Source organism: Leptolyngbya sp. GB1-A1 (assembly GCF_039962475.1).
Lineage (GTDB): Bacteria > Cyanobacteriota > Cyanobacteriia > Elainellales > Elainellaceae > Leptolyngbya_A.
This window is the reverse complement of record NZ_JAMPLI010000006.1, coordinates 128,885-143,508: the sequence shown is the minus strand read 5'-3', so window position 1 is coordinate 143,508 and position 14,624 is coordinate 128,885. Positions and strand designations below refer to the sequence as shown.

The 14,624-nt window shown below is 50.2% G+C and carries 13 protein-coding genes and 2 tRNA genes; 6 read left to right on the top strand and 9 right to left on the bottom strand.

All coding sequences use genetic code 11. The annotated features are described in order from the left end of the window. The first annotated feature begins 137 nt into the window (after window positions 1-137). From NDI45_RS09000 to NDI45_RS08990, 3 genes are all read left to right on the top strand, one after another. Window positions 138-1,754, top strand: coding sequence for a glycosyltransferase family 39 protein (locus NDI45_RS09000; RefSeq protein ID WP_348247104.1), 1,617 nt, complete (start codon window positions 138-140; stop codon window positions 1,752-1,754). Window positions 1,755-2,017: 263 nt separating this feature from the next. After that, window positions 2,018-2,344 (top strand): hypothetical protein, encoded by a 327-nt coding sequence (locus tag NDI45_RS08995; RefSeq protein ID WP_190794550.1) that lies wholly within the window; start codon window positions 2,018-2,020, stop codon window positions 2,342-2,344. Window positions 2,345-2,670: 326 nt separating this feature from the next. Further along, entirely contained in the window at window positions 2,671-2,877 is a 207-nt protein-coding gene (locus NDI45_RS08990; protein ID WP_348247103.1) for a hypothetical protein, read from the top strand. A 151-nt stretch (window positions 2,878-3,028) separates the two neighbouring features. Here NDI45_RS08990 and NDI45_RS08985 read toward each other — a convergent pair whose 3' ends face one another. Beyond that, window positions 3,029-5,137: a hypothetical protein gene (locus NDI45_RS08985; protein ID WP_348247102.1), complete on the bottom strand. Its 2,109-nt coding sequence runs from the start codon at window positions 5,135-5,137 to the stop codon at window positions 3,029-3,031. A 268-nt stretch (window positions 5,138-5,405) separates the two neighbouring features. On the opposite strand from NDI45_RS08985, the gene NDI45_RS08980 reads away from it, so the two are divergent. Further along, window positions 5,406-5,702, top strand: coding sequence for a hypothetical protein (locus NDI45_RS08980; RefSeq protein WP_190794553.1), 297 nt, complete (start codon window positions 5,406-5,408; stop codon window positions 5,700-5,702). Continuing rightward, on the top strand, window positions 5,659-6,114 hold the full coding sequence (locus NDI45_RS08975; RefSeq protein WP_348247101.1) for a hypothetical protein: 456 nt from the start codon (window positions 5,659-5,661) through the stop codon (window positions 6,112-6,114). The genes NDI45_RS08980 and NDI45_RS08975 overlap by 44 nt, the downstream gene beginning before the upstream one ends. A 595-nt stretch (window positions 6,115-6,709) precedes the next feature. Here the strand turns inward: NDI45_RS08975 and NDI45_RS08970 are convergent. The 3 genes from NDI45_RS08970 to NDI45_RS08960 form a co-directional block, all read right to left on the bottom strand. After that, window positions 6,710-6,868, bottom strand: coding sequence for a hypothetical protein (locus NDI45_RS08970; RefSeq protein WP_190790220.1), 159 nt, complete (start codon window positions 6,866-6,868; stop codon window positions 6,710-6,712). A gap of 287 nt (window positions 6,869-7,155) precedes the next feature. Next, a tRNA-Ala gene (locus tag NDI45_RS08965) sits at window positions 7,156-7,228 on the bottom strand. A gap of 25 nt (window positions 7,229-7,253) precedes the next feature. Further along, window positions 7,254-7,327 (bottom strand) — tRNA-Ile (locus NDI45_RS08960). Between the two features lie 210 nt (window positions 7,328-7,537). Between NDI45_RS08960 and NDI45_RS08955 the strand changes: the two genes are divergently transcribed. Beyond that, window positions 7,538-10,069 carry a DUF3656 domain-containing protein gene (locus NDI45_RS08955; protein ID WP_348247100.1) on the top strand — a complete coding sequence of 844 codons (2,532 nt, stop codon included), beginning with the start codon at window positions 7,538-7,540 and terminating at the stop codon, window positions 10,067-10,069. A gap of 218 nt (window positions 10,070-10,287) precedes the next feature. Here NDI45_RS08955 and NDI45_RS08950 read toward each other — a convergent pair whose 3' ends face one another. The 5 genes from NDI45_RS08950 to NDI45_RS08930 all read right to left on the bottom strand — a co-directional run bounded on the left by NDI45_RS08950 (window position 10,288) and on the right by NDI45_RS08930 (window position 14,609). After that, window positions 10,288-10,836 (bottom strand): YqeG family HAD IIIA-type phosphatase, encoded by a 549-nt coding sequence (locus NDI45_RS08950; RefSeq protein ID WP_190790221.1) that lies wholly within the window; start codon window positions 10,834-10,836, stop codon window positions 10,288-10,290. 138 nt (window positions 10,837-10,974) lie between these two features. After that, complete coding sequence (gene mltG, locus NDI45_RS08945) at window positions 10,975-12,156, bottom strand: endolytic transglycosylase MltG (protein WP_348247099.1); 1,182 nt, start codon at window positions 12,154-12,156, stop codon at window positions 10,975-10,977. A 3-nt stretch (window positions 12,157-12,159) separates the two neighbouring features. Continuing rightward, window positions 12,160-12,744, bottom strand: a complete 585-nt coding sequence (locus NDI45_RS08940; protein WP_190790223.1) for a DUF3727 domain-containing protein — start codon at window positions 12,742-12,744, stop codon at window positions 12,160-12,162. Window positions 12,745-12,884: 140 nt separating this feature from the next. Continuing rightward, on the bottom strand, window positions 12,885-13,349 hold the full coding sequence (gene ruvX, locus NDI45_RS08935) for a Holliday junction resolvase RuvX (protein WP_190790224.1): 465 nt from the start codon (window positions 13,347-13,349) through the stop codon (window positions 12,885-12,887). Window positions 13,350-13,415: 66 nt separating this feature from the next. Beyond that, window positions 13,416-14,609, bottom strand: coding sequence for a GNAT family N-acetyltransferase (locus NDI45_RS08930; RefSeq protein WP_348247098.1), 1,194 nt, complete (start codon window positions 14,607-14,609; stop codon window positions 13,416-13,418). Between the last annotated feature and the right edge of the window lie 15 nt (window positions 14,610-14,624).

Here is a 14,624-nt window from a genome sequence, read left to right as displayed (position 1 = left end):
TCCTCAAAGTCTAGCTTTCCTTCAGAATTCAAAGTCCCCCAGCATTGAGGAATTTAGGGGCAATGTAGGATTTCTCACACTCCTCCAACACTCTCCGCTCACCAGCTATCGCAGGAACTTTTGCAGGAACTTTTGCTGTGACAGGAAAGCCCCTACCCCCGCCTAAAAACCCAAAGCTCCTCCAACAGGTGCGTTTTATCGCGATCGCCCTACTGGTGCTGGCAATTTGCTTTCGCTTTGCCCACCTCGATCGCAAAGTGTACTGGCACGACGAAGCTTATACCTCAACGGTGATTACGGCTCGTCCCGGAAAGTACTTCAACGAAGACATCTTTAAAGGTACGCTGGCGAAACCTGCCGATCTGCTGGCATATCAGCGTTTTGTCCCGGATTTGACTTTGGGCGATATGGTGGTGCGAAAAGGCACAGAAGATGTGCAGCACCCCCCGGTTTATTACCTCTTGCTGCGGTTTTGGGCACAGTGGTGGGGGACGGCTCCGGCAGTGACTCGCAGCTTCTCAGCCCTGCTCAGCCTATTAATCTTTCCGGCGGTGTACTGGCTCTGTTGGGAACTATTTGAATCCCGCTTAAGCGGATGGGTCGCGATCGCCCTGTTTGCTGTCTCCCCGTTTCACCTGGTATTTGGACAAGAAGTGCGGCAGTTTGGCTTCTGGACAGTTCTCACGCTTGTCTGTAGTGCGCTGCTGCTGCGGGCAATCCGTTCCTCTTCCTGGCGCAATTGGGCATGGTATGGCGTATCAATGCTTGTTGCCTCTTACACTGCTTTATTTACGCTGGGTGTTGCGGTCGGTCATTTTGCTTATGTTCTATTTGTAGATTCAGATAATCGATTTGTTAAACTGCCCTTGCAGATGGGAAAACGCACGATTTCCTGTTTCATCACGCTGCTATTGGTCGCTTTATTTTTTATTCCCTGGATATCCTTCATCATTACATCGAGGGATACGCTGAGTGCGACAACAAGTTGGACTTCGATCTCGCCAGCACCACTAACTTATCTACAAGCCTTAGCGTTTAACTTTAGCCGCAGTTTTGTTGATTTCAACGCTAAGTTTAGTGACTCCCTTGCCTATATTTTGGCAATCCCAATTTTGATTCTGCAAGGTTATGCCCTGTCTGTGGTTTGCCGCAATGCACCCAAGAAAATCTATTGGTTTATCCTCACCTTTGTGGGCAGCACTGCCCTCATACTATGGCTTCCAGATCTTCTGCTAGGGGGACAGCGGCTCACCGTCATTCGATATCCTATTGTTTGCTATGTTGGCTTACAACTCGCAGTCGTTTATCTGCTATCAGCCTATTTAACCGAAACTCAAAAATGGAAGTCTAGCTTTGCAAAGCTGGTTTTTTCTCTGCTAATTCTGTTAGGAATTCTCTCTTGTGGGGTCTATTCTCAGGCAAATACCTGGTGGAATAAAGATGTGAATTCTAATTACCATCAGCTTGCTAATTTAATTAATGAAAGCGATCGTCCCCTCATCATTGCTGATGCTTTCAGCTACTATCCGGTCAGTCTCATTTCCCTCAGCTACCTGCTCAAACCGGATACCCAGTTACTATTACTGCCAGCCGTTGGAGATTCGTTTTCTGTTCAAGCTCTCCCTAAAGGAGTTGAAACAATCTTTCTATTCAATCTGCCAGAAGTTTTTCGTCAGCAGTTTGAGTCTCGATTTCAAAAGAAACTGGCTCCCGCTTTTCAAGATGCCTGGAATGAGGTTTGGAAAGATAATTGATAAGCAGCATCAGTATTGCGACTAGAGAAAAACTCTGATAGCGCGAAGGGATGGCTACCTTGATTGCAATGAGTTAGCCAGTACTAACCTAGAGATGGACTAAGGGAGTTTCGTGCTATATCAGCAAATTTTTTCAAATGCGACTACGGGGCTTAACGCCTCACTAACTACACCTGCGGACAAACGCTAATCTAACGTCTGATATAGGTTCTGCCTGATGAGACCGCACTAACATCATATCTAGTCGTTTCTTAGCAAAGCCAATGTCATCTCAATTCAATCGCGATTTCGAGTCCGCTCAGGCAAATGAACGATCGCTGTTCGATCGCATCTTTCGCGACAGTAACGGCAACATTGTGATTATTCAGCCGCCCAACCTGCCAATCCTCGTTGGAACAGCAGCCACGTTGCTCCATTTTGTGGCTCCAAATGGCACGATTGGAATTCTGTCAGGCTTAGTCGGGTTTGGCACTTTATACAGCTGGGCATGGCTGGAACTCTTCTCAGGTGTTAACTATTTCCGTCAGGGATTGGGCTTAGTGAGCTTAATCGGTCTAATCGCTCTAGGATATAGCCTTTTCAGCGTGTGACTTCCTGAAGGACTGCCCCTTTAAACACGAATTAGCGATTGGCAATCGGCTTAACCAACAGTAATCGCTTTACGAGTTTGCAATACAACAGCAGTCACTTCCTCAAATGAAGAAAAGCATTGTATTGCAAATTCAGTTTGTTGAATGGAGGTTAACGGACTCGAACCGCTGACATCCTGCTTACAAAGCAGACGCTCTTTGGGCTCAAAAATTGCTCAAATCTATGAAACACGAGGCTTCAGCCACTTTTCTGCTTGGCATTTGATCGTCTCAAACTGTCGTAAAATGCCTACTGTTGCTGCACTTTTTAGGGAAAATTTAGGGAAGTGCATGAGAGGGAAGCAATCGCCCAAATTAATCAACGGCTGAAAGCTGCCGCGATTCCTGTCCGTGTTGGCATTCGCGGCAAAGCCCTTCACCTTCGGGCGACATTGCGCGCAAAAAATGGGATTGGCAAGAAGCAGCAAGATATTAGTCTGGGCATTCCTGCCTGCTTTGATGGGTTTAGACGGGCTGAACTGGAAGCACACTAGCTTAGCAATGATCAACGATCGGAGTGAGTTAGCGATATCAATCGCACAATCAGAGAAGCGACTGGAGTGGGCTACATTATTTCGATCAGAAACTGTAGAGCAATTCATCGGGGGGCGGCAAGACCTTTAAAACCCGCCCTAATGATCATCGTTAATCAATGCGTACTCGATCAATCGAGGAAGAATGAGCAATCCCTTCGGTTTCTGCGGCAGTCCCTGCTACAACCAAAAACTTAGTGTGCAGCAAAACCTCGTTTGATTGCCTGATTTGGGGACGCAAAGTAGGTCTGGGGTAGTTGAGGATATCATAGTGAAGGCAGCTATTGGGAGTGTTGCGATCGAGTTCTTGCCTTAGATTGAACCATTCACATTGGGTCTGATGCTGATAATTATGAAGCTGAACAATTCCCAACTTGTCATCTACATTCACCCAATTCTGTCCCATTTGCCAATTCACCACTCTCAGGTTAAGTAATTTGACCGCCTTGCGCTGCAAGCGAGCCAATAAACCAGATTTAAGTTGATTCTGATGATTCTGAGCTTGAGTCGTGGGATCGAAGCTAATCGTAGCACTGCCAGTATCCCATTTGAAATGGCGCTCGTAGTCATTGAAGCGATCGTTGGCTATCGCCAATCTTAGACCTTCCTGTGCGATTACCATAATCTTACTGCGGGCAATAAAGCGGCTTTCTACAATTGCCAGTTTTTGCCCTGGTCTCACCTCATAGGACAACTCATGTACAAAGGCTTCTCGTTGTCTAGAACGATATGAAATCGTTCCCTTAACAATAAAGCCGTCACCTGTTGCTTGCATCGAACGAATGGAGACTGCACTTTGTATTCCCAAAACAGTAACTCTGCCTAGCAGATTGTTAGCTGTCCATTCTGCGGCGTTGTCCATACCGCTGGGAATAAATAGCGCAATTGGAAAAGGATCAGTTAGTGTTCGCCAGGAAAACGATGCAAACAATTCTGGGGTTCTCACCCAGCAAATACTAGCTTCCTGTCCCATCGTGCGACCACTAATCCGTTGAGCAAATTCCTGGGGCGGAGTGATCTGCTTAGTGGTCTGTAACCGGCGGTGCAGCAAGTAAGCAAGCCCTAAATCGGCATAACAATCAGTTTCGTACTTCGCGCTCTGACCGAACAATCGGTTGCGGGTGACTCGTTGACCAAAAAAACTGCCATCCTGGTTGTCTTGTTGTTCACTTGCCAAGGTGCAGATACGGGAGACTTCGATCGTCCGAGCATCTGTGTCTTCATACTTGTTCTGCAATAAGACCAGCACCGGCACGATGAAGTAAAGTCCGTAGGTATATCGAGCCCAGTCTTTTCCACCGATGTAAGCAAAGCGATTGTCTAGAAAAGTGGTTTTAACTCGATTCCACAGATCTTTAACGTGGTGAAACAGTGCTTCTGGAATCGGCTGTCCTGTGCTTAGTAGAGCATAGTAACTCCAGGTAACAGACACAAGGGGACTAGCAACGTAACAAAAATGGTAGGCTCCGTGATTTTCCAGAGTATAGTCTGAATAAATGTTAACGGTGTAGACCTGCTCTTTCAGTTGTTTACCATCAACCCACACCTGAGAGTGATGATCCTGAGCAACCGAAAGGGTATTAAGGCTAAATTCAATCAGCTTTTCTCGCCACCCTTCGCACTGCTGATGCTGCGGAAATAGAGCGATCGCGGTTGCCAGAATTTCTGTATCCCAAGCATTTTCCTCAGCTTTTGTATCTTCCGCCAACCCACTGGGAACGATGCGGTCTAAATGCCGGGATGCCTCAAATACTACAACTCGTTCTACTGCCCTTTGCTGCTCCTGGCTGAGTGTGTGCCAGATTAACTGCGCTCCCAACGCCATCTTGGTTGTCCACCAGGCTGACTGCCATGCATTTCCCCACTGGCGACCATTGCCACAGGGAATATCACCTGTCACATGGCTGCGAGTCATGTAATTGAGACAGCATTTGGCTCGATCGAGCAAGACTGATTGTTCGATACCGCTGATATTAGGATTGTAGGCTGGATCGCTGGCAAGCAAACTGGTCGTGAAGATGTAGTTGCCCATTGAGCGCATCCCGCTCTCGTCATTGTCTGGATCGCCAAAGTAACCCAGTTGAGGATCGCCGAGATAGTTCCCCTTCCAGCCACGCTCGCTATAGAGAGCAAATCGTTCCAAGATTTGTATGTAATCGGCTTCGGATGGGTAGTTGTATGGGGTCTGTACTTGATTCTCTATTTTTTCTAATTCCGCCATGATTTGCAGTTCAACCGTAGAGAATAATTTGATATACGATGCGTAAACAGAGTTAAAACCAACTCTGCTCATTACCTATGTATTGCTCTAATGTCTTGATTCAAGATAGGTTCGAGCCATTTGCTAGCAGCTTGGTTAACTGAAATGGAACTGAACCAGACTTATAAAGTACGATAATGGTGTTCTCCGCCGCAAACAGCGGGGTATCCAGACATCAAACCTTACAGATGGCTTACGCTCCAAGGGGCTAACCAGTGCAGGGTTATTTGTGTTGGTCTGTACGGCGATCGTTCTCAAGAACGCCATCACGGACGCGATCGGCAGCGTGAACCCGTTTAAGGGTGATAGCAGTTCCACACCTGCTCAAGTCGTGAATGTGGATTTTCCCGGCATCTATGACGGTGGGGAAGTGGTAGGAATCCCAGTGACCTCTAACTTCGGAATGCGAGCTCACCCCATCACCGGCGTTGAGAAGATGCACGAAGGAGCAGACCTGGGAACAGACAGCGGCACTCCGCTTTATGCCCCTGCTTCTGGTGCCGCCGGAACAGCAGAAGATTGTTAGCTTCATTGCGCGAGGTTTGAATAAGCTAGCACCCCCGGGCATTACAACCGTTAAGGTTTGCGGTCAACAAATCGGCGAGGACATACCTGTTTGGATTGAAGAGATTCAATTAGGCTTCGCTCCTCCAGTACCACCAATTTCACCAACAGCATCCGCATTGGCTGCACCTCCTATTGAATTAAGCAGCCAAACTCAGCAGATTAATCGCGTCATGCCGCATTCCCAGAAGTCGGAGGACGATCCTGTGCGCTGTCCTCGCTGCACGTCTACTCAGATCGGGGTGAACAAGAAAGGCTTTAGTGGCGGCAAAGCGATTGCAGGAGCAGTCTTACTGGGACTACTGGGTTTAGCCGGTGGCTTTATTGGCGCTGGCAAGATGCGGCTAACCTGCCTCAAGTGTGGCTTTCAATGAAAGCCGGGCAAGACCACGCTTAAGCAAAATCATGCACCAATTCATAAGCCAATTTACAAGCCAAGTCAAAAGCCTCAGCCTGTTAAAGCCAAGGTTGAAAGGGCAAACTTGGTTGTTAGAGTTTTGATAGGAATCGGCGTTGGAGTTGCTTGGGTCATTACCATCCTGAGTGGTGCGCTGACTCATGGTGGAGTTGGACCTATCTTTTTGGTCTCTATCTTGATATTGGGATTACTTGCTGCCTTCCTGAAAGAATTTGTTTTATTCCTAGCAGACAATTGCCCTTACTGTGGCAAGGATGTTCATATTCCGCACACTGGCATACCTATTGATTGCCCATGCTGCAAGAACCAAATCAGAACTGAATACGATGGTGCCAAGAATACAGCTTGGTTTCACCCAATCACTAAGTGAGATTAATAGGGATAGTCGGCTCAGACCGTCACCACCAGAGATCGCCGCTTGCCCTGGCAAGTTTTTGGTCCGGTCGATTGGCTACAAGGTCTGACTTGTTGGATTAGCTCAGCTTGCTTCTGACGAGTTTCTAGTGTCTATCTGGGCATCTGCGTTTATTCTCCATAATCATCTACCGAATTTAGCTTGCATCGGGACTATGCCCACCTTGCAGCCGCCAGCGCATTTGCTGCGATCGATCGACCGTATGCTTCCACGGCTCCCATTCACGGGCAAGTAGTTTCGATCGCATTAACTCAGAGTGTTTCTGTCGATCTTCTGGTGTCCAAGTACGCGCCATTTGGAGGGAGGGCACGATCGAGCAGTGCCATGAGTGTAACGTCCCCTAAATTCTAGCCGCACCCCAATCGAGAGATATTAGCCGTGGAGCTAAGACAAAACGTATCACCTGAAACGGTGTCCGCAGTTTGATCTATATAAATACTTATTGCAAATTACGCTCACCAAAATGCAACCTCGCTTTGGCTAGAGGCTGAAAGAATTGCGCCGATTGAGATAGACAGCTTTTATTTAATTGTGATCTAGGGAAAATTTAGGGAAGCCCTTCGTTTTAAACCCTGGAACCGATGGAGGTTAGCGGACTCGAACCGCTGACATCCTGCTTGCAAAGCAGGCGCTCTACCAACTGAGCTAAACCCCCTTGTGTTTTACAGTGCCTCGCCGTATGGGCCATCCTGGACTCGAACCAGGGACCTCACCCTTATCAGGGGTGCGCTCTAACCACCTGAGCTAATAGCCCGCGTCCGGCTTCAGCACCTTTATAAAGATAGCAGTAGCTTTCCGAATTTGACAAGACCTTTTTTCGATTTTCTTCAGCATTGCCTGCAAGATAGTTTGGAACTGATGCCAGCCAGTCAGAACGAACTGCCGCTACCCAGCAGTCACCATAGAGCAGACTGACTCGATATGATGGCAGAAGACCTGTCTCATCGAAGCGCGATCGATTGCTATGATGGCTGACCTGCAATTCCTGACTTCTCCCACGCCTGCCCAGTTCAGACGACCCGAAATTCTTGCTCCCGCAGGCAACTGGGAATGTGCCAAAGCTGCGGTAGAAAACGGCGCAGATGCAATTTATTTTGGACTCGATCGGTTTAATGCGCGAATGCGGGCAGAAAACTTCACCGAGGCAGATTTGCCAGAACTGATGGCGTTTTTGCATCGGCGCGGCGTAAAGGGCTATGTGACGCTGAATACGCTGATTTTTCCGCAGGAGTTGCGCGAGGCAGAGCAGTATCTTCGCAGCATTATTGCCGCAGGAGTGGATGCAGCGATCGTGCAGGATGTGGGCATCTGTCGGCTGATTCGCCATTTGTCGCCCGATTTTCCGATTCATGCTTCGACGCAGATGACGGTAACAACCGCGATCGGGGTAGAGTTTGCCAGAGACCTGGGCTGCGAACTGGTGGTACTGGCTCGAGAATGTTCGCTGAAGGAAATTCGCAAGATTCAGCAGCAGCTTGGCGAAAGGCAAATCTCCCTGCCGCTGGAAGTGTTTGTGCATGGGGCACTCTGTGTTGCTTATTCAGGGCAATGCCTCACCAGCGAGGCTTTGGGTGGGCGATCGGCAAATCGGGGCGAGTGCGCGCAAGCCTGCCGGATGCCTTACGAGCTGATTGCAGATGGAGAACAGGTAAATCTGGGCGATCGAAAATATTTGCTTAGTCCGCAGGATCTTTCGGGTCTGGAGGTGCTGCCCGATCTGGTGAAAGCAGGCATCAGCAGCCTAAAGATCGAAGGACGCTTAAAAGCTCCTGAATATGTGGCAAACGTGACGCGCACTTATCGACAGGCACTTGATCGCGTCATGGAGTCGCTTACAGAAACGCAGACTAATTTCTATTCAGATTCCGATCGCTATAACCTGGAAATGTCTTTTTCACGCGGGCTTTCGACCGGATGGCTGCGGGGCATTAACAATCAAGAACTCGTTCACGCTCGATTCGGCAAAAAGCGCGGCGTTTATCTGGGACAAGTGACAAAAATTCGCCCGGAGCAAATCATGCTGACGCTAGAAGCTCCCGTAAAGCCCGGAGATGGCGTGGTCTTTGATAGCGGACACCCGGAACAAAAAGAAGAAGGCGGACGCATCTATGCCGTCGAGCAGCGCGGAGCAGAAGCCATTCTTACCTTTGGGCGGAATGATTTGAACTGGCGGCGAATTCATCCAGGCGATCGACTCTGGAAAACCAGCGACCCAGAACTCGATCGGCAGCTTCGCCAAACCTATGCGGGAGAAACGCCTCGATTTCAGCGATCGATCGATCTGGAAGTGCAGGGGGAACTGGGTCGCTCGTTGACCGTAATCGCTCGTGATCAGCAGGGGCAGATTGTGCAGGTTGAGTCTGCGATGTTGCTCGTCGCTGCGGAAAAACAGCCGTTGACGCTCGATCGGCTACGCGAGCAGTTTGGGCGTTTGGGCAATACACCGTTCTGTCTAGGCGAACTGACGAGCCATCTCCAAGGCAATTTAATGCTGCCTATGAGCGAATTGAACCGTCTGCGCCGCGAAATAGTGTCTCAGCTTGAACAGCAGCGCACTCAGCCCCGTCGTTGGCAGCTCAATACTGAACAAACGTTGTCTAATTTGTTGCCAGAGCCGATCGCAACGCCTGTGACGACTCCAACGCTGATTCCGCTGGTGCGTCGTTTGGGGCAGTTAGAGGCAGTTTTGGAATCCGGTAGCAAGCTAATTTACTGCGAACTGGAAGATCCCCACGCCTATCGTCAGGCAGTGCAGATGGTACGGAGTTTCCCAATCGCAGACTCTCCAGCAGCAAACCGCCTGCCGCCTCAGATTTTTGTCGCGCCGCCGCGAATCACAAAACCGGGAGAAAACTGGATTCTTCAGCAGGTGCGATCGTCTGAGGCAGACGGCTATCTGGTGCGAAACTATGACCACCTGAAGTATTTTGCCGACCAGCGACGGATTGGCGATTTCTCACTCAACGTGGCGAACGCGCTGACGGCAGATTACTGGATGCAATACGGTCTGGAACGGCTAACGGCTTCCTATGACCTGAATATTTCACAGCTCGAAGACCTGCTTCACACTTGCCCGCCAAACTGGCTGGAAGTGACGGTTCACCAGCACATCCCGATGTTTCACATGGAACACTGCGTCTTTTGCGCCTTTCTCTCTGAGGGAACAGATTTTACAAACTGCGGTCGTCCCTGCGAAAAAGCAGAAGTGAAGCTGCGCGATCGCGTGGGCACAGAGCATTTGCTTCAGGCAGATGCAGGCTGTCGCAACACGGTGTTTAACGGCACAGCGCAAACCGGAGCGGAATATATGCAGCGCTTGATCGGGTTGGGGGTGCGATCGTTCCGCTTGGAGTTTGTGAACGAAACACCGGATCAGGTGCGTCAGACGATCGACTGCTATCAGCAGTTGCTTCAGGGCAAAATGACCGGGGCACAGCTCTGGCGCAAGCTTAAACTGCAAAATCGCCTGGGTGTAACTCGTGGACCTTTTGAATAGCGTTTGATATAGCGTAAATAATGCTAAAAGAAAAACGCCAGAAAGTAGAACACCAGCCCTTCGGTAAGAAAGACTGGTCGTTCTATCAAAGTATTTACAGGGATTTAAGGGTTAGGGTCTTTATATTCGCTGACCCCATTTGAGCTATTCCTAGATTAGCAGGGATCAAAAAAAATAATAGGTGACTTAACTTTTTCTTTAGCATCAACGAAGGAATATTAAGACTTGTCCGAATGAGTCATGGTTTGTTGCAGTTCATGAATCGACACGCCTAGCAATTGCGAGAACCAAACTTCCATATCTCGCACCAGATAACGCCGTTCTGCTTTCATCGGGTTCACCATCGGCTCAACCAAAATCGTAAACATTCCCAGGCGGTTGCCTGCCAGCACGTCGGTAAATAGCCGATCGCCCACCATTGCCACCTGTTCGATCGGCAAATTCATCGCGGTGACTGCCTGCCGCAGCTTCCGACGAGACGGTTTTCTGGCTCCCAGAATATAAGGAATATTGAGTGATTCTCCAATGCGGCGAATTCGGGCTTCGCTCAGGTTGTTGCTCACGAGCCAGAGCGAGGCAACCGATCGTATGCTATTCACCCACTGACACAGCTCATCTGAAGCTTCTGCCATACTCATGGGGACAAGGGTTTCGTCTACATCCAGCACTAAGCCTTGAAGCTGATGCCGCTGAAGCACTTCAGGAGTCAGTGCCAGAATCGAATTGCCCAGAATTAAATCGGGCTGCAATAATTTACCCCAGGACATAGTACGGGTTCCAGAAACAAAAATAGAGCAATGCAAATCACTTCAGTCAATCTAGCGCACGCCTGACCAGAACAACAGAATCAGGATTTCTCTCATCCTTCCCTTTCTTAATCTAACGCTCTCAGGAATCTAGTTTGACTAAGGGCTACTTTGAGGCTTCGTTTGAGGGCGACTTGCAGGCGAAGACAATGCCGCCGGAGCAGAATTTGCAGGTGAGGGTGAAGCCATCGGAGCAAGATTTTCTCGCCCATCGTGAATTGCTGCCTGGGCTGTTTCATGTTCTGCTAGGGTGCGGCTGAAGACGTGCGTTCCGTCGTAGCGGGCAACAAAGTACAGATACTCAGTATCCGGTGGATTGAGGGAAACTTCGAGACTGGCAACGCCCGGACTAGCGATCGGCGTCGGCGGTAAGCCAGGATTGATATAGGTATTGTAAGGAGAAGGGGTACGGACTTGATCGAGGGTCAATGGCTGGTCGGCAGTCTGGCGAATGCCCAGCCCATATTCCACGGTGGGATCGGCTCCCAGCGTCATTCCCTCCTGCAGGCGACGGGCAAACACTCCAGCGATCGTCGGGCGTTCTGAGCTAACCACCGCTTCTTTTTCAACAATGCTGGCAAGCGTCACCCACTCTAGCAGGCTGTACTTGGTTTGCCCCTGTACCTTTTCATAAAGCGGCAGTCCGACCTGCTGAAAGCGATCGAGCATCTGGTCGATCACAAGCTGAGGCGTGAGATCCCCCCCAAACTGATAGGTATCGGGATATAGAAATCCCTCCAGATGAGGCAGATTTTCAGGCAGCCAGGGATAGCGATCGCGAGGAATTTGCTTGACCGCTTCCAGAAACGCCGGGGCTGAGAAATAACCCTGCTCCTCAAAATAGGCTGCCATTTGCTGTATTGACCAGCCTTCGGGAATCGTGTAGCTGCTCTGCACCACATCGCCCCGCCAGAGCTGGTCAGCGATCGCCGTCATGGCCTGATCGGTAGATAACTCATAAGTCCCAGCCTGGAAGCTGCCCGTTTTGTCCTGCTGGCTCAGCCATCGTGACCAGAGGTTCCAGGCAGTCAGCGATCGAATCAGCCCGGCAGCGTGGAGGTCTTCTCCGATTTGTTGCGCTGAGGTTCCTTCAGGAATTTGAATTTGAACGGTTTGGGGCTTACTAGAGTCAGGCTTCGCAGCAGTTCCAGACTGAGTTCCGACAGGGGGCGCACTTGCCCAGCTCCACCATGACCATCCTTGCCATGCACCAATTCCTAGAACGATCGGCAATAGCAGTAAGTAGAACAACACCCTAGGAATGCGGGAAGCCTTGACCATGCGTTAATTTAGCTCCTCATCGTCAAATTCATCGGCAAGCTGTTCCAGCTCAAGCTGCATCTCCTTGAATTCGTCGAGTTGCTGGAGCGCAACCAGTTCATCAGGGGTCAGCAGTTCAGGCTGTCCGGCAGCGTTGAGGCGAGCGATAAACAGGAAAGGATCGAGCGGGGTACAGACCACATACTCTTGCTCTTCATGGAAGAACGAAGCAAGCTGCTGGAACTGCTCCATGTTGACCTGACCCTCATCGCCTTCAATATCCAGCGTAATCACGTCTTCCTCACTGAACTCCGGTAGATTACCGCTTGCAATCAGTGACAGGGCAGTCCGATGCAGGGTTAAATCTTGCTCTGCTAAAACTGCTTTTGCCGTGGGCATGATTTCGTCTAGCTCGGCATCGTCCACATCTAGCAGCATTTCGTCTTCTTCTTCTTCCTCATCCCCCACCCAGGCAAAAATTTCAACGGGGGCATCTACCGGACGCAGCAGCACATACTCTTTGCCCTTTGCATTGAGCGATCGCTCGACGTAGCAAAGTACGGGCTGTCCGTCTTCATCCAGTAGATTTAGTGTAGGTACATCGTCCATTTCAAGTTCCAATTTGAATCCAATTTGAGCGTTTGCTTAACTTCTACTCTTTATCCCTTCTCCTTATACCTTTCTGAGGTTAGGTCTTGCGTCAAATTCTGCCTGAACAAGAGATAAAAGCAGAAAAAATGCGAAGGTTTTTAATCTTGATCCAATTCAAGGGAGTTAAGGGAGTTTCTTTTTTGGCTGCGGCGAATATCGAGCCACTGTTGCAGGATGATAGCCGCTGCTTTGCGATCGATCAAGCCTTTGTTGCGAGAAAAATCTTGTCGCTCGGCGCGTAATAGCTCTTCTGCCTGTACTGAAGTCAGACGCTCATCGACAAATTCAATGGGCAAATTGAGGGCAGCAGAGAGGCGAGCGGCGAATTTTTGCACCTGCTTTGCCTGCGCTCCCAGGCTGCCGTCCATATTGTAAGGCAAGCCAATTATCAGAAGCTGTACCTCCCGCTCTAGTACCAGCTTTTGAAGCCGTGCCACATCCTCCGCAAACGAGCGGCGATCGATCGTGGTCAAGCCGGTTGCAATCAGTCCAGTTCCGTCACAGCCTGCAACCCCGATTCGCTTTCTGCCCAGATCCAGCCCTAGTGCGGAAATTCGCTGCATAAAAGGGAGCCGAGGAAAGAGGGATCAGGGAAGCAAAGGCGTTCTTCGAGGTACTTTCAGAAACATTCAGGAATTTTCAGGCGGGTTCGTGTTCCCGGGATCAAGCGGCGGTGTGTCAGATTTTTCGGATGCTTGAGGACGGATCGAATCCAGCAGCGAAAACCGACCGGGAATGGGCTGACGGGCAGGCTGGAATCCTTGCAGCACTTCAGAGAGCTGGAGTCCTTCTAGCGAGAAGCGAGACTCTCGCAGCTTGTGCCAGACCGATCGCGACATCATCAGCGTATGCTCGATCCGGGTTGCACCAATGCGCTCCAGGAAGGCTTCCCGCTCTGGCTGATAGTCAGTCGAAGCAACTCGCATTGTTTGAACGGGCAGGTCGCGCACCACTCTTGCCATCTGAGCAAACAGTTCGGGATAGAGCCAGGTGTACGCCGGATGAACCGTAATATCTGCTACATGGGGACGATGACCGTGACGGCAAAGCTGAAGCTCGTAATAGCCGATCGCCGCTTTGCGCTGAGACTCAAACACATAACCTCGCGCCTGCTCAGACTGGTGCATCCAGTGGTGCATCTGACGCAGCATCGATCCCATTAGCCCGCTCTTGAAGTCGGTGACGTGGCGATCGAACACTTGGCGCACCAAGGGCGGCATGGAAACCGTATCAAGCTGGTGCAGCAGCGTAGCATCGGCGTTGCCTACCGGAAGCAAATTGGGCAGATCGTGCTTGCGTTCTGCAAGTGCCTGCAAGAGCTCTGGGGAAAGCTCCCAGTAAGTGAGGTGTGCCAGAGTCTGAAAGCCATTTTGTCGATATAGGGCAAGGGTTTCGCTATCGTTCACATTGACTTCAATGATCCAGGTTCGCGCTTCCCAGATCGTCTGAAAGCAGTGGCGTAAAAGCTGAGAGCCCACATCCATTGCCAAGGTTTGCCCGCCCAGGGTCGATCGATCAACCCAGACCTGATCGACTTTCCACGTACTGCGGGTCCGATTAAAGGGCGACACCTGTACCATGCCGCATAGCTGCCCGTCCTGCTCAGCGACGTAAGCCGAAATTGAATGCTGAAACGGGTTTGGGAACAAACTGAGGCATTTAAGCAGCCCATACCACCGCCACAACTGCTGCAATCGCTGCGTTGCTTCAGTCGAGGTCGCTGTGTTCGTTTCCGCAGCACCCACCATCCGGGTGATTGCTTCCAGATCGCGATACTGAAAGGCACGGATCGTCACGTTAGTTTGGGGAGGGGCAGAAGTCATAAGTCACAGGGAAGC